Source organism: Streptomyces niger (assembly GCF_000718305.1).
Taxonomy (GTDB): domain Bacteria; phylum Actinomycetota; class Actinomycetes; order Streptomycetales; family Streptomycetaceae; genus Streptomyces; species Streptomyces niger.
In genome coordinates, this window is the sequence record NZ_JOFQ01000008.1 from 157,960 (window position 1) to 177,542 (window position 19,583).

The following is a 19,583-nucleotide window of genomic DNA, read 5'->3' on the forward strand; positions in this document are numbered from 1 at the left end:
GCGGCAGCGGCCGCTCCGGGTCCCTTCTCACATCGCGCAGCCCTGGCTGTCGACCTGCCGCTGGGCCGTACGGCCCCGCTGGATGTCGCTGCGGACCTCGTCGGCCGTCAGGGCGTACCCCGTGCTGTCGTCGTCCAGGGACTTGGCGAAGACCACGCCGTAGACCCTGCCGTCCGGCGTGAGCAGCGGGCCGCCGGAGTTGCCCTGCCGGACCGTGGCGTACAGGGAGTACACATCGCGGGCGACCGTGTCGCGGTGGTAGATGTCCGGGCCGTTGGCCTGGATGCGGCCCCGCACGCGGGCCGAGCGGACGTCGTAGCCGCCGTTCTCGGGGAAGCCGGCGACGATCGCGCTGTTGCCGCTGCGCGCGTCCTGGTCGGTGAAGCGCAGCGCGGGCGCCTGCAGGGCCGGGACGTCCAGTACGGCGATGTCGCGCCGCCAGTCGTACAGCACGACCTTCGCGTCGTACCGCTGTCCCTCGCCGCCGATCTGCACGGTCGGCTCGGTCACGCCGCCCACGACATGCGCGTTGGTCATGACGCGGTGCGGGGCGAACACGAAGCCGCTGCCTTCGAGGACCTTGGCGCAGCCGGTGGCCGTGCCGACGACCTTCACGATGCTCTGCTTGGCGCGGGCCGCGACCGGGCTGCCGGCCAGCGCCGGGTCCGGCGGCTCGACCTCCTGGATCGGCTCGTTGGAGAACGGCGTGAAGACCTGCGGGAAGCCGTTCTGCGCGAGGACGGAGGAGAAGTCGGCGAACCAGGTGTCCGCCTGCGCAGGGATCACCCGGGAAACGCCCAGCAGCACCTTGGAGTTCCGTACCTCCTTGCCGAGCGTCGGCAGGGACGTGCCCGCAAGCGCCGAGCCGATCAGCCAGGCCACCAGCAGCATCGCCACGACGTTCACCAGCGCGCCGCCCGTGGCGTCCAGGGCGCGCGCCGGGGACCAGGTGATGTATCTCCGGAGCTTGTTGCCCAGGTGCGTGGTGAGCGCCTGCCCCACGGAGGCGCACACGATCACGATGGCGACCGCCGCGATGGCGGCGAAGGAGCCCGGTGTGGCGTCCTCGGTCACTTCGTTCCAGATCACGGGCAGCAGGTAGACCGCGATCAGACCGCCACCGAGGAATCCGATCACGGACAGGATGCCGACGACGAAACCTTGGCGATAACCGACGACCGCGAACCACACGGCAGCGACCAACAGCAGGATGTCCAGGACGTTCACGCCCGCCACCGTCTCATGAGCGCCAGTCGAGCGGGACCTGCTTGTCCCGGTCCCAGTCCACTTCCCACCCCGCGTAATGCAGGATGCGGTCGATGAGACCGGCGGTGAAACCCCAGACCAGAGCCCCTTCGACGGTGAAGGCCGGGCCGACGTGGCCACTCGGATGGCGGGACGTCACGCGGTGCGCGGGGTCCGTGAGATCGGCCACGGGAACCGTGAACACCCGGGCCGTCTCCGCCTGGTCGACCGCGCCGACCGGGCTGGGCTCGCGCCACCAGCCGAGCACCGGTGTCACCACGAAGCCGCTCACCGGGATGTAGAGCCGGGGCAGCACACCGAAGAGCTGCACACCGGACGGGTCCAGGCCGGTCTCCTCCCAGGCCTCGCGCAGCGCGGCCCGCAGCGGACCGTCACCGTCCGGGTCGCCGTCCTCCGGGTCCAGCGAACCGCCGGGGAAGGAGGGCTGACCCGCGTGCGAGCGCAGCGTCCCGGCGCGCTCCATGAGCAGCAACTCGGGGCCGCGAGCGCCCTCTCCGAAGAGGATCAGCACGGCCGACTGCCGGCCACCGCTCGCGGGCGGCAGGAAGCGGCTCAGCTGATGCGGCTCGACCGTCGCCGCCGCGTCCGCCACCGGCCGCAGCCACGCCGGCAGGCCCTCGGTCGTGACCCGTACGTCCGCGGCGACCGCCCCCGCGCCGGCTGCCCGCTCTCCGTACCCCGTCCGGCCGTCCGTCCGCCGTCCGTGGGCGTCCTGGTCGTACGCCCCTCGTGCGGTCTCCTGTGCTCTCGTCATACGCGCCCCCTCAGGCCCTCACTGCGATGGTCACCCCGACGCCCCGGTCCGGGCCGCTCTCCGTCGGCCGGCCGTCATGCGGCCCCCAGAGGCGGCGCGGGCGGGCCGGGGAAGTCGGCCGGGGGCCGCAGCCGCTGGCCCGGCTTGCCGCCCATCTCGTACTTGAGCAGCTTCTTCGCCTTCTCCGGGTCGGTCTCGCCCTCGCCGTACGACGGGCACAGCGGCGCGACGGGGCAGGCACCGCAGGCGGGCTTGCGGGAGTGGCAGACGCGGCGGCCGTGGAAGATCAGGCGGTGCGAGAGCATCGTCCACTCGCTCTTGGGGAAGATCTCGGCGATCTCCGCCTCGACCTTCTCCGGGTCCTGCTGCGTGGTCCACCCGAAGCGGCGCACCAGTCGCCCGAAGTGCGTGTCGACGGTGAGGCCCGGGACGCCGAAGGCGTTGCCGAGCACCACGTTGGCGGTCTTGCGGCCCACGCCGGGCAGGGTGACCAGGTCCTCCAGTCGGCCGGGCACCTCACCGCCGAACCGGTCGCGCAGCGCGGACGACAGGCCGAGCAGGGACTTCGCCTTCGCCCGGAAGAAGCCGGTCGGGCGGATCAGCTCCTCCAGCGCCTCGGGGTCGGCGGCGGCCATGTCCTCGGGCGTCGGATACGCGGCGAAGAGGGCCGGGGTGGTCTGGTTGACCCGCAGGTCGGTGGTCTGGGCCGACAGGACGGTGGCGACGAGCAACTCGAAGGAGTTGCGGAAGTCCAGCTCCGGGTGGGCGTACGGATAGACCTCGGCGAGCTCGCGGTTCATCCGGCGGGCGCGGCGCACCAGGGCGACGCGGGACTCGGCCTTACGGGCGGCCGGGGCCTCGGGCGCCGCGGTCTTTTTCGCCGCGGCGGTCTTCTTGCCCGCGGCCTTCTTGTCCGCGGCCTTCTTCGCCGTGGTCTTCTTGGCCGCGGTCTTCTCAGGCGCGCTTTTTCCGTCCGCGGTCTTCTTCACCGCGACGGTTTTCTTCGCCTTCGCGGTCTTTTCGGCGGCGGTTCCGGCGGCCTTTCCGGGGGCGGCCGACTTCTTCCCCGCGGCAGCCGTCCGCTTCGCGGCCGGAGCGCTCCTCTTGGCCTCTGACGTGCTCTTCTTCGCCGTCACCGTGCTCTTCTCCGCGGTCGCAGCCGGCTGCCTCGTGGTGGCCGGTTCCCTATGGGTGCCCACCGTGCCCGATTCCGGGTCGGCGGTGGTTGGCGCGGAGGCGTCCGACACCTCCGTCACCCCGGCCTTCTCCGCCGCAGGAGCCCTTTTGGCGGTAACGGACCCCACCAGCTTCGAGTCCGCTTTCGAAGGCTTCGCGGCATTCGCGCTCGCCTGTTCGCCCACAGCAGAATCGCGGCCTGCGCTCACTCGTCCGGCCCCCTTGTCCTGTGCTCTCACCGGCGTATTGGACACTCGGCCAGACTACGGCCACCCACCGACATCCGGCCCGATCACCAGGAATCGCGACTCCAATCGGCCCCCTGCCTTATGGCGGCGGACACCTGTCCGGCATCCTTGTGATTGATCGCACTGTTTTGCATTCCGGCATGATGGGGACCTACGTCACCCGGAGCATGTCGACAAGGAGAGAACTCGTGGACGACGTTCTGCGGCGCGCACCGCTCTTCGCGGCGCTCGATGACGAGCAGGCTGCCGAGCTGCGTGCCTCGATGACCGAGGTCACGCTTGCCCGTGGTGACGCCCTGTTCCACGAAGGGGACCCGGGCGACCGCCTGTACGTGGTCACCGACGGCAAGGTGAAGCTCCACCGCACTTCCCCCGACGGCCGCGAGAACATGCTCGCCGTCCTCGGTCCCGGTGAGCTCATCGGTGAGCTGTCCCTCTTCGACCCGGGCCCGCGCACGGCCACGGGTACGGCGCTCACCGAGGTGAAGCTGCTGGGGCTGGGCCACGGCGACCTGCAGCCCTGGCTGAACGCCCGCCCGGAGGTGGCCACGGCCCTGCTGCGCGCCGTCGCCCGCCGGCTGCGCAAGACCAACGACCAGATGTCCGACCTGGTCTTCTCCGACGTGCCGGGCCGTGTGGCGCGCGCCCTCCTGGACCTCTCGCGCCGCTTCGGCGTGCAGTCCGAGGAAGGCATCCACGTCGTCCACGACCTCACCCAGGAAGAGCTGGCCCAGCTGGTCGGCGCCTCCCGGGAGACGGTCAACAAGGCGCTCGCGGACTTCGCCGGCCGTGGCTGGCTGCGCCTGGAGGCCCGCGCGGTGATCCTCCTGGACGTCGAGCGCCTCGCGAAGCGCTCCCGCTGACACACCGCCCCGTACGCACACGCGTCACGCGGCACTACGAAAGGGCCCCGCTCCGGTGGGGCCTTTCGTATGCCCCGACCGGCGCGCGGACCGGCTCACGGGCAGCCCCGTGGGCGGCCCCTCAGACGAGCCCGTGCTCGCCCAGGTAGTCCAGCTGTGCCCGTACGGACAGCTCCGCCGCGGGCCACAGGGAGCGGTCGACGTCGGCGTACACGTGGGCGACGACGTCCGCGGCCGTACGGCGGCCCGCCTCGACGGCCGTCTCCACCTGGGCGAGCCGCTTCGCCCGGTGGGCGAGGTAGAACTCCACGGCCCCCTGTGCGTCGTTCAGCACCGGCCCGTGGCCCGGCAGGACCGTGGTCACGCCGTCGTCGACCGTCAGGGAGCGCAGCAGCCGCAGCGAGTCCAGGTAGTCGCCGAGGCGGCCGTCGGGGTGTGCCACCACCGTCGTACCGCGTCCGAGGATCGTGTCGCCGGTCAGCACGGCCGCGTCGGCCGGCAGATGGAACGAGAGCGAGTCGGCCGTGTGTCCCGGCGTGGGCACGACGCGCAGCTCCAGGCCGCCGGTCGTGATCACGTCCCCGGCGGCCAGCCCCTCGTCGCCGAGGCGCAGCGCGGGGTCCAGGGCCCGTACCGGCGTACGGGTCAGCTCGGCGAAGCGGGCGGCGCCCTCGGCGTGGTCGGGGTGCCCGTGGGTGAGCAGGGTGAGCGCGACGCGCCGGCCGGCCCGCTCGACGGTGTCCACGACCGCCTTCAGGTGTCCTTCGTCCAGCGGCCCCGGATCGATGACCACGGCGCGGTCGGAGTCCGGCTCCGCGACGATCCAGGTGTTGGTGCCGTCCAGGGTCATGGCGGACGGGTTAGGGGCCAGTACGCAGTACGCGCGGGCCGTCGCGGCGCCGGAGAGGACGCCGCCGCGCGGCTGGCCGGGGAGTGCGGCTGCGTCGGTCATACGGCAGGCCCTTCGGGGGAGCCGGACGCGGCGCCACCGTGGCCGGCCGCCGCGCCCGAGGGGATGTGTTTGGTGAACTCTTCGTGACCCGGCCAGCTCAGCACGATCTCCCCCTCGACGAGCTCCGCGCGCGCCAGCACGGGGGTGAGGTCCTGCCGGGCCGCCGCGGCGAGCGCGTCGGCGGCGCTGCCGTGCGGCGCCAGGGTGCGCAGCGTGGCGATGGTCGGCGGCATCATCAGCAGCTCGCCGCGGTCGTAGCCGGCGGCGGCCTCGGCGGGCCGGGTCCACACCGTACGGTCGGCCTCCGTGGAGGCGTTGCGCGTGCGCTGGCCCTCGGGGAGCGCGGCCACGAAGAACCACGTGTCGTAGCGCCGGGGCTCGAACTCGGGGGTGATCCAGCGCGCCCAGGCCCCCAGCAGGTCGCTCCGGAGCACCAGGCCCCGGCGCTCCAGGAAGTCGGCGAACGACAGCTCACGGGCCACCAGAGCGGCGCGGTCGGCCTCCCAGTCGTCCCCGGTGGTGTCGGCGACGACGGTGCCGGCCGAGGGCCCCGCGAGCAGGACGCCGGCCTCTTCGAAGGTCTCGCGGACCGCCGCGCAGACCACCGCCTGCGCCACGGCCTCCTCGACGCCCAGCCGGGCGGCCCACTCGGCGCGCGAGGGCCCGGCCCAGGCCACCGGCCGCTCGTCACGAGGGTCGACGGAGCCGCCCGGGTACGCGTACGCGCCGGCCGCGAAGGCCATGGAGGCGCGCCGGCGCAGCATGTGGACGGCCGGGCCCTGACCGGAGTCGCGCAGGAGCATGACGGTCGCCGCTCTTCGGGGGGCGACCGGCGTCAGCTCCCCACTGGCGAGCGCCCGGATCCGGTCCGGCCATTCGGGCGGATACCACTGGCCGTTGGTCGTCGTCGACATGGCCGGATGCTATGCGTTCACGCGCGGATGTTCGAGGGGGCACCGGTCCCGGTCGCGCCCTACAGGGGCCGCTGACCACGGTGCACGAGAGAGCGGTGGGCCACCGGCCCCGTAGGCGAGCGAGGCGGCGGCCACGAGGGCACGAGGACACGAGGAAGCCGGACCTTGAAGACGCTAGGGCCCGCAGACACGAAGGAGCCCCGAGAAAACGAGGGGCGGTACCGGCCGCGGCTCGTGCCGCGGTCCGTACCGCCCCTCGGAGTCCGTCGTCCGGTCGGCCGCTCAGTCCGCGATCTCGACCTGGATCTCGACCTCGACCGGCGCGTCGATCGGCAGCACGGCCACGCCCACGGCGGAGCGGGCGTGTACGCCCTTGTCGCCGAGGATCTCGCCGAGCAGCTCGCTGGCGCCGTTGACGACGCCGGGCTGGCCGGTGAAGTCCTGCGCGGAGGCCACGAAGCCGACGACCTTCACGACCCGGACGATCTTGTCCAGGTCGCCGGTCACGGACTTCACGGCGGCCAGCGCGTTCAGCGCGCAGACGGCGGCCAGTTCCTTGGCCTGCTCGGCGCCGACCTCGGCACCGACCTTGCCGGTGGCGGGCAGGGCACCGTCCACCATCGGCAGCTGGCCGGAGGTGAACACGTAGTTCCCGGAGCGCACGGCCGGCTGGTAGGCGGCCAGCGGCGGTACGACGTCGGGGAGCTTCAGGCCGAGCGACTGGATCTTGTCCTCGACCTGGCTCATGCCTTCTCCCGCTTCAGGTAGGCCACGAGCTGCTCAGGGTTGTTCGGGCCCGGCACGACCTGGACCAGCTCCCAGCCGTCCTCGCCCCAGGTGTCCAGAATCTGCTTCGTCGCGTGCACCAGCAGCGGCACGGTCGCGTATTCCCACTTCGTCATGGGGCGAGCGTAATGCCTGTACAGGGTCGCCGAGGACGCGCGCCCGCGGCACCCCCGTACGCGCCTCCGAGGCCCCTCGGGGGCGCCACCGACCGAGGCATACACGACAGGCCCGGCGTCCCGTGCGTAGCCGGGAGGCGGACTGGTTAGGCTCCATGGCGTGAGCAGGCTCCATGTCGTCAGCGGCAAGGGCGGTACCGGCAAGACCACGGTCGCCGCCGCCCTCGCCCTCGCCCTGGCCACCGAGGGGCAGCGCACCCTCCTGGTCGAGGTCGAGGGCCGGCAGGGCATTGCCCAAGTTTTCGAGACCGAGGCGCTGCCTTATGAAGAGCGCAAGATCGCGGTAGCTCCTGATTCAGCAGGGGCATCGCGTAGCGATTCCTCCCGGGGCGGTGGCGGGAGACGGGCGGGCGAGGTGTACGCGCTGGCCATCGATGCCGAGCGCGCGCTGCTGGACTACCTCCAGATGTTCTACAAACTCGGCGGTGCCGGACGCGCCCTGAAGAAGCTCGGCGCGATCGACTTCGCCACGACCATCGCGCCGGGGCTGCGGGACGTCCTGCTGACCGGCAAGGCCTGCGAGGCCGTTCGCCGCAAGGACAAGCACGGGCGCTTCGTATACGACGCGGTCGTCATGGACGCGCCGCCCACGGGCCGCATCACGCGCTTCCTGAACGTCAACGACGAGGTCGCGGGGCTCGCGAAGATAGGGCCGATCCACAATCAGGCGCAGGCCGTCATGCGGGTGCTGAAGTCACCCGAGACGGCCGTCCACCTGGTGACGCTGCTGGAGGAGATGCCCGTCCAGGAGACCGTCGACGGCGTCGCCGAGCTGCGCGCCGCCGGGCTTCCTGTGGGCGGCGTGGTCATCAACATGGTCCGGCCGCCCGTCCTGGACCCCGACGAGGTGGACCTGGCCGCGAACGGCGCCCGCGCGGGCATCGCCACGGCGCTCTCCAGCGCTGGGCTCGGCGGGGCGCGCCGCGGCGGCCGCGCCGAGCGACTCATCGATCCGCTGCTGGAGCAGGCCCGCGAGCACGCCGAGCGGGTCGCGCTGGAGCGCGCGGAACACACCGAGATCACCGGGCTCGGGCTGCCCACGTACGAGCTGGAGCAGCTCCCCGAGGGCGTGGACCTCGCGGGGCTCTACCGGCTGGCCCGGGACCTGCGGACACAGGGACCGATATGACATCGGAGCACACGACCTTGGACGCTTCGGCTCCGCATCTGGACGTGGACACGCTGCTCGACGACCCGCAGACCCGCATCATCGTCTGCTGCGGCGCGGGCGGCGTCGGGAAGACCACCACCGCGGCCGCGCTCGGCGTCCGCGCGGCGGAACGCGGCCGGCGAGCCGTCGTCCTCACCATCGACCCGGCCCGCCGGCTCGCGCAGTCGATGGGCATCTCCGAACTGGACAACGTCCCACGGCAGGTCAAGGACGTACGCGGCCCCGATGGCCGCGGCGAGCTGTACGCGATGATGCTGGACATGAAGCGCACGTTCGACGAGATCGTCGAGGCGCACGCGGACAAGGAGCGGGCCAGGGCCATCCTGGAGAACCCCTTCTACCAGTCCCTGTCGGCCGGGTTCGCCGGTACGCAGGAGTACATGGCCATGGAGAAGCTGGGCCAGCTGCGCTCCCGCGACGAGTGGGACCTGATCATTGTCGACACCCCGCCGAGCCGGTCCGCGCTGGACTTCCTGGACGCGCCCAAGCGGCTGGGGTCCTTCCTGGACGGCAAGTTCATCCGGGTCCTGATGGCGCCCGCGAAGGTCGGCGGCCGGGCCGGGATGAAGTTCCTGAACGTCGGCATGTCGATGATGACCGGCACGCTCAGCAAGCTGATGGGCGGCCAGCTCCTCAAGGACGTCCAGACGTTCGTGGCCGCCATGGACACCATGTTCGGCGGCTTCCGCACCCGCGCGGACGCCACGTACCGGCTGCTGCAGGCGCCCGGCACGGCCTTCCTGGTGGTGGCCGCGCCCGAGCGGGACGCGCTGCGCGAGGCGGCGTACTTCGTGGAGCGGCTGGCCGCCGAGCAGATGCCGCTGGCGGGTCTGGTGCTGAACCGTGTGCACGGCAGCGGGGCCGACCAGTTGAGCGCCGAGCGGGCGCTGGCGGCGGCCGAAGCGCTGACCGACCTGGCCGGAACCGGGAACTCCGGTTCGGCGGGCGAGGAAGACACCGAAAATCTTGGCGACGGCGGAATTGTGGATCTCGAGGACGGGAAGACTGGATCACGTACCGCCGACGCTTCCTCCCCCGCTGCGCCGGCGCTGCAGCAGCACGACCCCTCCGTAACTCCCGAATCGAAGCAGTCCCCCGAGGCCCGGTCGGCCCGTCTGGCCGCCGGCCTGCTGACCCTGCACGCCGAACGCATGCAGGTTCTGGCGCGCGAGCGGCGCACCCGCGACCGCTTCACCGCGCTGCACCCGGAAGTACCGGTGGCCGAGATCGCCGCGCTGCCCGGTGACGTCCATGACGTCTCGGGGCTGCGCGAGATCGGCGACCGGCTCACGTCCGGACACGCGGACGAGGCGTACAAGAAGAAAGCGGGCAACGACGCGAGCTGACGGCCCGACCATCAGCGCGAACCATCCGCGAGCTACTGGGCCTGCCCTTTCGGGCGCGCGCCTACCTGGATACGCGCCTGCACGGGCACGGCTCACGGCCCGTACGGACACAGCGAGCCCAGCTGTGTGACCAGTGAACGTAGTCATGGCCGGTGAACGTAGTCGTGGCCGGTGAACGCAGTCGTGGCCGGTGAACGTCGCACGGCCGGTGAACGCCGTGGTCAGTGAGCAGGGCGTGCCAAGGGGAGAGGAATTAGGGGGACCACGCGACGGCAGTGCGGAGGGCCGAGGGGGCGTCCGCCTCCCGACACGTCCTCGACAAGCCGACACGGCAGCGACGCAGGCATGGTGTCGTGGCGCGAGGCAAGCATGGTGTCGTGGCTCGATGATGTCGTGGCGCGATGCAGCGCATCCCGCGCCGACCTGCGTGCGCGACGGTGCACGACGGCGGCCGAAGCCACCGCCACGTGCCGCACTTCCACCACGCTCGTGAACGCGGCGATCGCGCGCCGACTCAAGCGCCGGCGGCCGTGCCGCAATCGGCGCTCACCCTGCCCGGTCGGTCCTGCACCGGGTGTTCATGCCCCGGCCGACGCCGGGCGCCACGGGCCGGCTCAGCCGACCGCGGCGAAGTTGTCGAACTCCTCTTCTTCGCAGTCCACGAGGATTCCCGCGCTGCGTTCGTATTCCGTACGAGCCGTTTCCAGCAGCCGACGCCACGAGGTGACGGTCGGGCGGCGGCGCAGCAACGCCCTCCGCTCCCGCTCCGTCATCCCGCCCCATACGCCGAATTCGACGCGGTTGTCCAGGGCGTCGGCAAGGCACTCGGTCCGCACGGGGCATCCGGTGCAGACCGCCTTGGCGCGGTTCTGGGCTGCCCCTTGAACGAACAGCTCATCCGGATCGGTCGTGCGGCAGGCTGCCTGTGCACTCCAGTCGGTTACCCAGCTCATGCTGGCGCCGTCCTCTCCCGAATCGAGGCTCCCCCACGGCGGCAAACGGCATATTCACCGTTGCCAGTTGAGGACGTTACGGAAGGCAGGCAGGGCGCAACACCCCCTTCGGGCCCAATCTTGAATGGTCCGAACGGACTATGCGTATGCGGCAGATCACCCAACGGAGTGAGCGCAGGGCATACGTCGCTTTTCTGGCAGGCCAGGACAGTTCGGGGTGTTTCCCACGCGCCACGAAGGCACGCGGACGGCGCATACAGGCAATCCGGTCACCGGCCCCGCGGCGGAAAACAGCGATGTGCTGGTGCGGAACCACGTTCGAGTGACAGGCGTGAACAGAGTATGCGAACAGATGCGCCCCTGTCCGGTGATTGAGAACCTAGGCGCCTCACGTTGCCGGGGCACCACGCCGAACCGCCCGTCCGATGAAGCCGTGCCCCCTCACCGTCGAACAGTGCTTCTCCGGTCCGGGACCGCACACCGTTACGCCGTCTGGCATAGCCCACCCGGGCTCCTCCGATGTCACGATCCGGTACTCGAACATTCCGGGAGGCACCCGCTGCCTCGGAACGTCCATGCCAACGGATTAGGGTGCTTTCATGGGTAAGAAGCGCGACGGTGGTGGCCTCACCGCGAGCCAGCAGGCCGCGAAGTTCCTCGGCGTGAGCGTCCTGGCCGGAGCCGTACTGGCGGGCCTGGCACTCCCCGCCGCCGGCGCGCTGGGCCTCGCCGCCAAGGGGACGGTCGAGGGGTTCGACGAGATCCCGTCCAACATGAAGACGCCACCGCTGAGCCAGCGGACGACGATCCTGGACGCCAACGGCGGCGAGATCGCCAAGGTCTACTTCCGCAACCGCACGGTGGTGGACCTGAAGGACATCTCCCCGTACATGCAGAAGGCGATCGTCGCCATCGAGGACTCGCGCTTCTATCAGCACGGCGCGATCGACATGAAGGGCATCCTGCGCGCGGTCAACAAGAACGCGCAGTCCGGCGGGGTCTCCCAGGGCGCCTCGACGCTGACGCAGCAGTACGTGAAGAACGTCTTCGTCGAGGAGGCGGGCAACGACCGGGACAAGGTCGCCGAGGCCACCCAGCAGACCATCGGCCGCAAGGTCCGCGAGCTGAAGTACGCGATCCAGGTCGAGAAGGAGCTGGGCAAGAAGAAGATCCTGCAGAACTACCTGAACATCACCTTCTTCGGGCAGCAGGCGTACGGCGTCGAGGCCGCGGCCCAGCGCTACTTCAGCAAGCCCGCCAAGGACCTGAACCTCTCCGAGTCCGCGCTGCTGGCCGGCATCGTCCAGTCGCCGAGCCGGTACGACCCGGTCAACGACGAAGAGGAGGCGACCAAGCGGCGCAACACCGTGCTGCAACGGATGGCCGACGTCCACGACATCACCCAGGCGCAGGCCGACGCCGCCGCGAAGAAGCCGATCGTGCTGCACGTCAGCACCCCGCGCAACGGCTGCATCACCGCCGTCGACGGCGCCGGCTTCTTCTGCGACTACGTCCGCGAGGCGTTCCTGAACGACCCGGTCTTCGGCAAGACGCCCAAGGCCCGGCTGGCCCGCTGGCAGCGCGGCGGCATGACGATCCGTACGACGCTGGATCCGCAGGCCCAGAAGGCCGTGCAGAAGTCCGTGAGCGATCACGTGTACGACTCGGACCCGGTCGCCACCGCGGCGGCCCTGGTCGAGCCGGGCAGCGGCAAGATCCGCGGCATGGGCCAGTCCCGGCCGTACGGCTTCAAGGCGCACCAGACCCAGATGAACCTGTCGGTGGACGGTGACATGGGCGGCGGCGCCGGTTACCAGCCCGGTTCGACCTTCAAGCCGGTGATCGCGGCGGCCGCCATAGAGCAGGGCGTCAGCCCGAACAAGGTCTACCCCTCCCCGTACCAGATGCAGTACCCGAGCCCGGTCTCCACCTGCAAGGGCATGTGGCGGGGCAGCGCTCCGGTGGAGAACGAGAACCGCAGCGAGAAGGGCCCGTACGGCATGAAGGAGGCGACCGCCAAGTCGGTCAACACCTACTTCGTGTCGCTGATCAGCGACGTCGGCATCTGCCCGGTCACGAAGATGGCCGACAAGATGGGGATCAAGCGCGCCGACGGCAAGGACATCGACCAGGTACCGTCGATCACCCTGGGCACGCAGGAGATGTCGCCGCTGACCATGGCGGCGGGGTACGCGGCGTTCGCCAACCGCGGTGAGTACTGCACGCCGGTCGCCATCGAGTCGATCACCGGCCCGAACGGCAAGGCGATGAAGGTCCCGCAGACCAGCTGCCGCCGGGCCATGTCGGAGAAGACGGCCGACACCATCAACACCCTGCTGCAGGGCGTCGTGGAGGACGGCACCGGCAAGGAGGCCGGCCTCAGCAGCCGGCCCAGCGCGGGCAAGACCGGTACGACGGACGGCCGTTACGCCGCCTGGTTCGTGGGCTACACCCCGAACATGGCGGGCGCGGTGTGGGTCGGCGACCCCGAGCACAAGCGGCGCATGGTCGACATCAACATCGGCGGCCGCCCGTACGACAAGGTCTTCGGTGGCCAGGTGCCCGGGCCGATCTGGCGGGACGCGATGGCCGGCGCGCTGGCCGGCAAGCCCGCGCCGGGCTTCCACACGGTGCCGATCCACAACCCCAAGGACAAGAAGAAGGACCGGGCCAAGCCGCCGTCCGGCGGTTCCGACGACAAGCCCGGCGGTGGCGGCATCGACCTTCCCGACCTGCCGGACCTGCCGGACGTCATAGGGGGCGGCGACGGCGGCTGGAACTGGCCGGGCGGCGGACACGGCCGCGGCCAGAACCGCTGAGCGCGGCTCGCCGGACCGCGCGAAGCACGGCGAAGGGGCGCCTCCCTGAGGGAGGCGCCCCTTCGCGCATCAGTACGCGGTCAGCCCGCCAGCAGCTTCTTCACCGCGGCGGCCACCCGGCCGCCCTCGGCACGGCCCGCGACCTTCGGGTTCACGATCTTCATGACCGCGCCCATGGCCTTCGGGCCCTCGGCGCCGTTGCCGACGGCCTCCGCCACCGCCTCGGCGACGATGTTCTCCAGCTCCGCGTCGGTGAGCTGCTTGGGGAGGTAGTCGGCGAGCACCTCGCCCTCGGCCTTCTCCCGCGCGGCCTGCTCCGCCCGGCCGCCCTTCTCGAACGCCTCGGCGGCCTCGCGCCGCTTCTTCGCCTCGCGCGCGATGATCTTCTCGACCTCGCCGTCCGACAGTTCGCGGGCCTCGGTCCCCGCGACCTCCTCCTTCTGGATCGCGGTGAGCGTGAGGCGGAGGGTGGAGGAGCGCAGCTCGTCGCGCGCCTTGATCGCTGCGGTGAGGTCGTCCTGCAGCTTCGTCTTGAGCGTGGTCATGACCCAAGTTTGCCAGGGCCCGTCGGGTACCGCGCGGAGTTATCGGGCCGTAACGCCTCCCCGAGCACCTACGAGAGCGGGCAGGGAGGACACCGGCGAACGCCCGGAATCCCCGGAGACAGGCCCCGGATTCCAGAAACCAGTCCCGGATTCCAGGAATCCAGGAATCCGGCCCCGGATCCCACACCCCCAGTCCCAGATCCCACCAAACCGGCCGGGAGTACGCCGACGGCAGCCGGCGGCAATCGGCGACATCCCGTACGACATCAAGATCATCCGGCCCTGTGTGCCGGTGCCTTCCGCTCTCTGCCACGATGGGGCCATGCGCGCGCGATACGGAGTACCCCTTTCCCTTACGGCGGTCGGCGCAGCCGGCATCGCCTACGCCGCCGGCATCGAGGCCCGGTCCTTCCGGCTCCGCCGGGTGACGATCCCCGTACTGCCGCGCGGCATGCGGCCGTTGCGGGTGCTGCAGGTGTCGGACATCCACATGGTCAGCGGGCAGAACAAGAAGCGCCGCTGGCTGCAGTCCCTGGCCGGCCTCCGCCCCGACTTCGTCGTCAACACCGGCGACAACCTCTCCGACACCGAAGGGGTGCCGGAGGTGCTGGACGCGCTGGGCCCGCTGATGGAGTTCCCCGGTACGTACGTCTTCGGCTCGAACGACTACTACGGCCCGAAGCTGCGCAACCCCGCCCGCTACCTGCTGGAGAAGGTGCAGGGGCGGCACGGCCTGAACGGCAACGCGCCCGCCGTCGGCGTCGTCCACAACCCCTGGGAAGAGCTGCGGGACGCCTTCGACGCGGCGGGCTGGGTCGGCCTCTCCAACAGCCGCGGCCGGCTGAAGCTCGACGGCTTCGAGATCGCGCTGACCGGCCTGGACGACCCGCACATCAAGCGCGACCGGTACGCCGAGGTGGCCGGTGGCCCCGAGGACGACGCGGACCTCTCCCTCGCCGTCGTGCACGCCCCGTACCTGCGCTCGCTGGACGCCTTCACCGCCGATGGTTACCCGCTGATCCTCGCCGGGCACACCCACGGCGGTCAGCTGTGCATCCCCTTCTACGGCGCCCTGGTCACCAACTGCGACCTGGACACCGGCCGGGTGAAGGGCCTGTCCACCCACACCGCCGGCGATCACACCTCCTACCTGCACGTCTCCGCGGGCTGCGGCGCCAACCGCTATACCCCCGTCCGCTTCGCCTGCCCGCCCGAGGCGACCTTGCTGACGCTGACCGAACGCGCCTGAGCAGTACGGACGAGCCCGGTCTCCGGGGGCCGCACGGGACCGTGCGGCCCCCGGAGACCGGGTCCGCACCCGCGTCGGTCCGAGGCCGCGCATACCGGTCCCCAACGCCCCACGAGACGTTTAGCGTGGAGGGATGATCGACCCGACCCGGTCCGACCCCACCCGTTCCTCGCACTACGCGACCGGCCCGGCCGGCGCCTCGGCGCTCACCCCGTCGTCGGCGGTCGCGCCGCACGCCCCCCGCCCGCTGGCCGCGCTCCTCCGCCTGCTGCTGGCGGCGGCCGCCGCCACCGGCATCGCCCTGGAGATCACGCTCGCCACGGACCTGCCCCGGCTGGCGTCCTATTTCACGATCCAGAGCAACGCGGCCCTCGCCGTCTGCGCCACGTGGACGGCGTACCGGACCGCCACCGGCCGCCGCCCCGTCTCGCCCCGGATCACCGGGGCCGTGCTGCTCTACATCGTGATCACCGGCCTCGTGTACCACCTCGTCCTGGCCGGCGACGCGACCCACTCCGCCATGACCGGCACCGCGGCGCGCGGCACCACCGGCACGATCGCCAACCACCTGCTGCACACCGTGACGCCACTGGTCGCCGTACTGGACTGGCTCTTCCTGACCGCCCCGCGCCACCTCCGCCTGCGCCACGCCTGGCAGTGGCTGGCATACCCCCTCCTCTACCTGGCCTTCGCCCTGGCCCGCGGCGCCCTGATCACTCCCGGGACGGACGGCCGCTACCCGTACCCCTTCCTGGACGTCGAGAGCCACGGGTACCTCGCCGTCCTGCTACACGCCGTCCTCTACGGTCTGGCCTTCTTCGCCCTCGCCCTGGTCCTCCTCGCGATCGACCAGTTCAGGCCCGCTCCCCCGCGCCCCGGATACCGGATTTCACGTTCGCGGATCGGTCCGCTAAAGTAGAGCTCGTTGCTTCGGGGTGTAGCGCAGCTTGGCAGCGCGCTTCGTTCGGGACGAAGAGGTCGTGGGTTCAAATCCCGCCACCCCGACTGAAGAAACACAGGCCAGGGGCCTGATCCGCGAGAGCGGGTCAGGCCCCTGGTTGTTTGTGCGGCAGGTGGGAGCCGGGGCGGCGATCACCTTTGGGTGACTGCTCGTGATGAGCGTCACAGTGCTGACCAGTTCGACCTGTCACCTGTCAGGACGCGCGGAAGTCGAAGCGGGTGGGCCCCGCCGGCGGTCAGGTGGTGGTGGTCAGGGGCTGGAGCGCCGTGCGGAGCTGCTGGGCGCCGACGGGGCCGATGGCGCGGGCGGCGAGGCGGCCCTGGCGGTCGATGACGAGGGTCGTCGGGATGAGCTGCGGGTTCACGCTGCCCTTGGGGAAACGCAGCATGAGCTTGCCCGCCGGGTCGAAGAGGCTGGGGTACGGCATCTTGTGCTGCTCTTCGAAGGCGACGGCCTGTGCGGTGCTGCCGTCGCGGGTGTTGATCCCGACGAACTGCACGCCCTTGCCCCGGCTTTCCCTCGCGACCTTGGCGAAGTCGGGGGCCTCGGCGTCGCACGGGCCGCACCAGGAGCCCCAGATGTTGAGTACGACGACCTTCCCCCGGTAGTCGTCAAGGTCCAGATTTTTGCCGCGCGTTGTCCGGCCGTCGATGGCGGGTGCCGGCGTCCGGTCGGAGACGGGGACCGCGTCGAAGCCGTCCTTGCCCCTGACGAACTCGGGGCGGGCGCCGTCGGCGGAGTCCGAGCCACCGTCCGCGCAGCCGCTCAGGAGCGATCCGGCGGCGCAGGTGGCGAGCAGCGCCCCGACGAGTCCGCGGCGGCGGGTCGCCGGGCGGGTGCCGGGACGGTTCCCGGGGCCGGTTTCGGGGCGGCTTCTGAGGGTCATTTCGGCAGTTTCGCACGGTACTTGGGCGCGCTTGCCACCGGTACCGACCCAAGGCCGGCACCGGGCCACGGCAGTGCCGGTTGCTCGGGTCAGGGCAGCGGCATGGCGTTGATGCGCGGGGCGAGTTCGCGGGCGAGGGTGGTGGCGAGGGCGCGGAAGACGGCGACTTCGGGGTTGGGGTCACCGGCGCGTGCGGCCAGGTGGCTGGACTCCTGGGGTGCGTCCAGGACGGGAACGAAAACCGCTCCGGGCCAGTTGTAGTAGCGGGCGAAGGAGCGGAGGCCCGAGCCGGCGCCGTGGCCGGTGAGGACGCCGGTGAGGACTTCCTGCGGGAAGAGGGCGACGCTGCGTCCGCGGCGGGCGGCCTCGTTGTGGAAGTAGAGGTAGTCCTTGAAGATCGTCGGTGTGTGGTCCGGCACCCGGAAGATCGGCAGGTCGGCCAGGTCGGCGACGCGTACGCCCTCGGTGCGGGCGTCGGCGAGCCGGGCGGACTCGGGGACGACGACGATGCGCTGCTCGGTGAGGAGCACGTCGCCGACCAGCCGGTCGTCGTCGGGCATCGGCCTGATGAAGGCCAGGTCCACCCGGTCCTCCACGAGCGCCGTGACGTGCTCGGTGAAGTTGAGCTGGAGCACTTCCACGGGGACCTCGGGGCGCGCCCTGCGGTAGGCGTTCACCGCGGCCGGGGTGATCTCCGCCGAGCCGTGGCCCATGATGCCGATGCGCAGCGGGCGCGTGGTCCGCTCGCGCTCCCGGCGTACCGCCTCGTGCACGTCCTCCACCGCCGTGTCCGCCGCGGCCAGCAGGGTGCGGGCGTGCTCGGCGAAGCGCATCCCGGCGGCGGTCGGCCGTACCGGGTTCCGGTGCAGCAGTGGCGTACCGAGCTCGTTCTCCAGCCGACGGATGTGCTGGGTGACGGCCGGCGGGGAGAGGAAGAGGCGGGCCGCCGCACGGCCGAAGTGCTGTTCTTCGACCACGGCCAGGAATGACGGGAGCAGCCGGAGGTCCATGGGCCCCCAGCGTACGACGCGGCCGCTATCTGCGCGTATGTCCGTTCACGATTCGTGAATGCGGGCGGTGGTGGGGCAGCGGCCGCCCGTACAACGGGGACGTGACCGACACCGCCCGGCTGACCCCGCCCCGACCTGCCCCCGCGCCACCCGCCCCGCGCCCGTACGGCCTGCGGACCGCGCTGATGATGACCGCCTCCGGCTGGAGCGCCAACCAGTTCGCCGCGCTGCTCGGCGCCTACCGCGCCGCCGGCCTCTCCGACGCCGCGGTGAACGCACTGCTCGCGGTGTACGCGGTGGGGCTGATACCGGGGCTGCTCGTCGCCGCGCCGCTCGCCGACCGGTACGGCCGGCGCCCGGTGGCGTTCGCCGCCCTCGCCCTCAATCTGGCCGCCACGCTGCTGCTGATGCTCGGCGCCGGGACGACGCTCTGGCTGACGCCCGGCCGGCTGTTCACCGGGATCAGCGCGGGTGCGCTGCTGGCGGCCGGTGGCACGTGGGTCAAGGAGCTGTCCTCGCCGCCGTACGCGCCGACGGGGACGGAGACGGTGGCCGCCCGGCGCTCCGGGATCTTCGTGTCGCTGGGCTTCGCCTCGGGCGGCCTGGCCGCCTCGCTGATCGCCCAGTGGGCCCCCTGGCCGATGGCCCTGGCGTACCTGCCCCATGTGGTGCTGGCGGTGCTCGCCGGATGCCTGGCCGCGCGCAGCCCGGAGACGCGCCCCGCCACGGGGGACACGACCACCGGCCGGATCCTCGCGGACCCCACCGCCGGAGGCGGTGCCGTTCGCCCCGCGGCGGACCACGAGGACGCCGGCAGCTCAGGCAGGACCGGTGGTCGTCGCGGCACCGGCTTCCTGCGGGCCGTGCTGCCCATGGCGCCCTGGGTGTTCGCCGCGCCGATGGTCGGCTTCGCCACGCTCCCCGGCCTGGTGGACGGCGGCCTCGCCGGCTGGCAGGTGGTGTACGCCGGGGTGGCGACCGCGGTCGTGCCCGGCTCCGGGGTGGCGGTGCAGCCGCTGGCCCGGCGGCTGAGCGTGCACAGCCGGCTGCTCACGGGGGCTGCCGGCCTGCTGGTCATGGCCGGGGGCTTCGCCCTCGCCGTACCGGCCGCCGGGTACGGGCAGCCGGTGCTCGCGCTGGTCGCCGGGGCGGTGCTGGGTGCCGGGTACGGGCTCGCCCTCACGTACGGGCTGGCCACCACCGCCGCCCTCGCCACGCCCTCCGCGCTGGCCCGCCTCACCTCCTGCTTCTGGAGCCTCGCCTACCTCGGAATGTTCGCCCCACTGCTGCTCAGCGCCCTGGCCACCGGCGTCCCGATGCCCCGCCTCCTGGCCGCGGCGGCGGTTCTGGCGGCGCTGTCCGGCGCCCTGCTCGCCTTCCTCAACCGACCCCGACGCCCCTGAGCCGGACCCGCGACGTCCCTGACCCGACCCGGCATATCCGACAACGTCCGGACGAGCCGACGCGTTCCCCTCCCCCGCGCACCGGAGCCGACGCGCTCCTCCGCG

Annotated in this window: 18 protein-coding genes and 1 tRNA gene; 8 read left to right on the forward strand and 11 right to left on the reverse strand. The window is 71.6% G+C overall.

The genetic code is table 11. The annotated features are described in order from the left end of the window. Positions 1-27 precede the first annotated feature (27 nt). The 3 genes from IF20_RS17195 to nth form a co-directional block, all read right to left on the reverse strand. A complete protein-coding gene (locus IF20_RS17195) occupies positions 28-1,227 on the reverse strand; it encodes a MarP family serine protease (RefSeq protein ID WP_052866419.1) in 1,200 nt (399 codons plus the stop codon). A 13-nt stretch (positions 1,228-1,240) separates the two neighbouring features. After that, positions 1,241-2,020 (reverse strand): NUDIX hydrolase, encoded by a 780-nt coding sequence (locus tag IF20_RS17200; protein WP_052866081.1) that lies wholly within the window; start codon positions 2,018-2,020, stop codon positions 1,241-1,243. Positions 2,021-2,094: 74 nt separating this feature from the next. Beyond that, positions 2,095-3,156: an endonuclease III gene (gene nth / locus IF20_RS17205; protein WP_407702524.1), complete on the reverse strand. Its 1,062-nt coding sequence runs from the start codon at positions 3,154-3,156 to the stop codon at positions 2,095-2,097. 476 nt (positions 3,157-3,632) lie between these two features. Here nth and IF20_RS17210 point away from each other — a divergent pair, with 476 nt between their 5' ends. Continuing rightward, entirely contained in the window at positions 3,633-4,307 is a 675-nt protein-coding gene (locus IF20_RS17210; RefSeq protein ID WP_030260115.1) for a Crp/Fnr family transcriptional regulator, read from the forward strand. Positions 4,308-4,428: 121 nt separating this feature from the next. Here the strand turns inward: IF20_RS17210 and IF20_RS17215 are convergent, their stop codons facing one another. The 4 genes from IF20_RS17215 to IF20_RS37835 all read right to left on the reverse strand — a co-directional run bounded on the left by IF20_RS17215 (position 4,429) and on the right by IF20_RS37835 (position 7,075). Continuing rightward, complete coding sequence (locus tag IF20_RS17215; RefSeq protein WP_052866082.1) at positions 4,429-5,259, reverse strand: MBL fold metallo-hydrolase; 831 nt, start codon at positions 5,257-5,259, stop codon at positions 4,429-4,431. Continuing rightward, complete coding sequence (locus IF20_RS17220; RefSeq protein ID WP_052866083.1) at positions 5,256-6,173, reverse strand: NUDIX hydrolase; 918 nt, start codon at positions 6,171-6,173, stop codon at positions 5,256-5,258. The genes IF20_RS17215 and IF20_RS17220 overlap by 4 nt, the downstream gene beginning before the upstream one ends. A gap of 282 nt (positions 6,174-6,455) precedes the next feature. Beyond that, positions 6,456-6,920 carry a RidA family protein gene (locus tag IF20_RS17225; RefSeq protein WP_052866084.1) on the reverse strand — a complete coding sequence of 155 codons (465 nt, stop codon included), beginning with the start codon at positions 6,918-6,920 and terminating at the stop codon, positions 6,456-6,458. Further along, the gene (locus tag IF20_RS37835; protein WP_003967454.1) at positions 6,917-7,075 is read right to left on the reverse strand and encodes a DUF4177 domain-containing protein; all 159 of its coding nucleotides are present in this window, start codon (positions 7,073-7,075) and stop codon (positions 6,917-6,919) included. Before IF20_RS37835 ends, IF20_RS17225 begins: the two co-directional genes overlap by 4 nt. A 160-nt stretch (positions 7,076-7,235) precedes the next feature. On the opposite strand from IF20_RS37835, the gene IF20_RS17230 reads away from it, so the two are divergent. Continuing rightward, a complete protein-coding gene (locus IF20_RS17230) occupies positions 7,236-8,264 on the forward strand; it encodes an ArsA family ATPase (RefSeq protein ID WP_052866085.1) in 1,029 nt (342 codons plus the stop codon). Then, the gene (locus tag IF20_RS17235; protein WP_052866086.1) at positions 8,261-9,652 is read left to right on the forward strand and encodes an ArsA family ATPase; all 1,392 of its coding nucleotides are present in this window, start codon (positions 8,261-8,263) and stop codon (positions 9,650-9,652) included. Before IF20_RS17230 ends, IF20_RS17235 begins: the two co-directional genes overlap by 4 nt. Positions 9,653-10,266: 614 nt before the next feature. Here IF20_RS17235 and IF20_RS17240 read toward each other — a convergent pair. Then, positions 10,267-10,605: a WhiB family transcriptional regulator gene (locus IF20_RS17240; protein WP_052866087.1), complete on the reverse strand. Its 339-nt coding sequence runs from the start codon at positions 10,603-10,605 to the stop codon at positions 10,267-10,269. A gap of 599 nt (positions 10,606-11,204) precedes the next feature. Between IF20_RS17240 and IF20_RS17245 the strand changes: the two genes are divergently transcribed. After that, positions 11,205-13,424: a transglycosylase domain-containing protein gene (locus IF20_RS17245; protein WP_052866088.1), complete on the forward strand. Its 2,220-nt coding sequence runs from the start codon at positions 11,205-11,207 to the stop codon at positions 13,422-13,424. Positions 13,425-13,504: 80 nt separating this feature from the next. On the opposite strand, the gene IF20_RS17250 is transcribed toward IF20_RS17245, so the two are convergent. After that, positions 13,505-13,969, reverse strand: coding sequence for a GatB/YqeY domain-containing protein (locus IF20_RS17250; protein ID WP_052866089.1), 465 nt, complete (start codon positions 13,967-13,969; stop codon positions 13,505-13,507). Between the two features lie 322 nt (positions 13,970-14,291). On the opposite strand from IF20_RS17250, the gene IF20_RS17255 reads away from it, so the two are divergent. From IF20_RS17255 to IF20_RS17265, 3 genes are all read left to right on the forward strand, one after another. Next, positions 14,292-15,218: a metallophosphoesterase gene (locus IF20_RS17255; RefSeq protein ID WP_052866090.1), complete on the forward strand. Its 927-nt coding sequence runs from the start codon at positions 14,292-14,294 to the stop codon at positions 15,216-15,218. A 133-nt stretch (positions 15,219-15,351) separates the two neighbouring features. After that, positions 15,352-16,137 (forward strand): Pr6Pr family membrane protein, encoded by a 786-nt coding sequence (locus IF20_RS17260; RefSeq protein ID WP_052866091.1) that lies wholly within the window; start codon positions 15,352-15,354, stop codon positions 16,135-16,137. A gap of 12 nt (positions 16,138-16,149) precedes the next feature. Then, a tRNA-Pro gene (locus IF20_RS17265) sits at positions 16,150-16,223 on the forward strand. A 191-nt stretch (positions 16,224-16,414) separates the two neighbouring features. Here the strand turns inward: IF20_RS17265 and IF20_RS17270 are convergent. After that, the gene (locus IF20_RS17270; RefSeq protein WP_052866092.1) at positions 16,415-17,065 is read right to left on the reverse strand and encodes a TlpA family protein disulfide reductase; all 651 of its coding nucleotides are present in this window, start codon (positions 17,063-17,065) and stop codon (positions 16,415-16,417) included. Positions 17,066-17,154: 89 nt separating this feature from the next. Continuing rightward, the gene (locus tag IF20_RS17275) at positions 17,155-18,075 is read right to left on the reverse strand and encodes a LysR family transcriptional regulator (RefSeq protein WP_052866093.1); all 921 of its coding nucleotides are present in this window, start codon (positions 18,073-18,075) and stop codon (positions 17,155-17,157) included. A 101-nt stretch (positions 18,076-18,176) separates the two neighbouring features. Between IF20_RS17275 and IF20_RS17280 the strand changes: the two genes are divergently transcribed. Further along, positions 18,177-19,478 carry an MFS transporter gene (locus tag IF20_RS17280; protein ID WP_234426693.1) on the forward strand — a complete coding sequence of 434 codons (1,302 nt, stop codon included), beginning with the start codon at positions 18,177-18,179 and terminating at the stop codon, positions 19,476-19,478. Positions 19,479-19,583 lie beyond the last annotated feature (105 nt).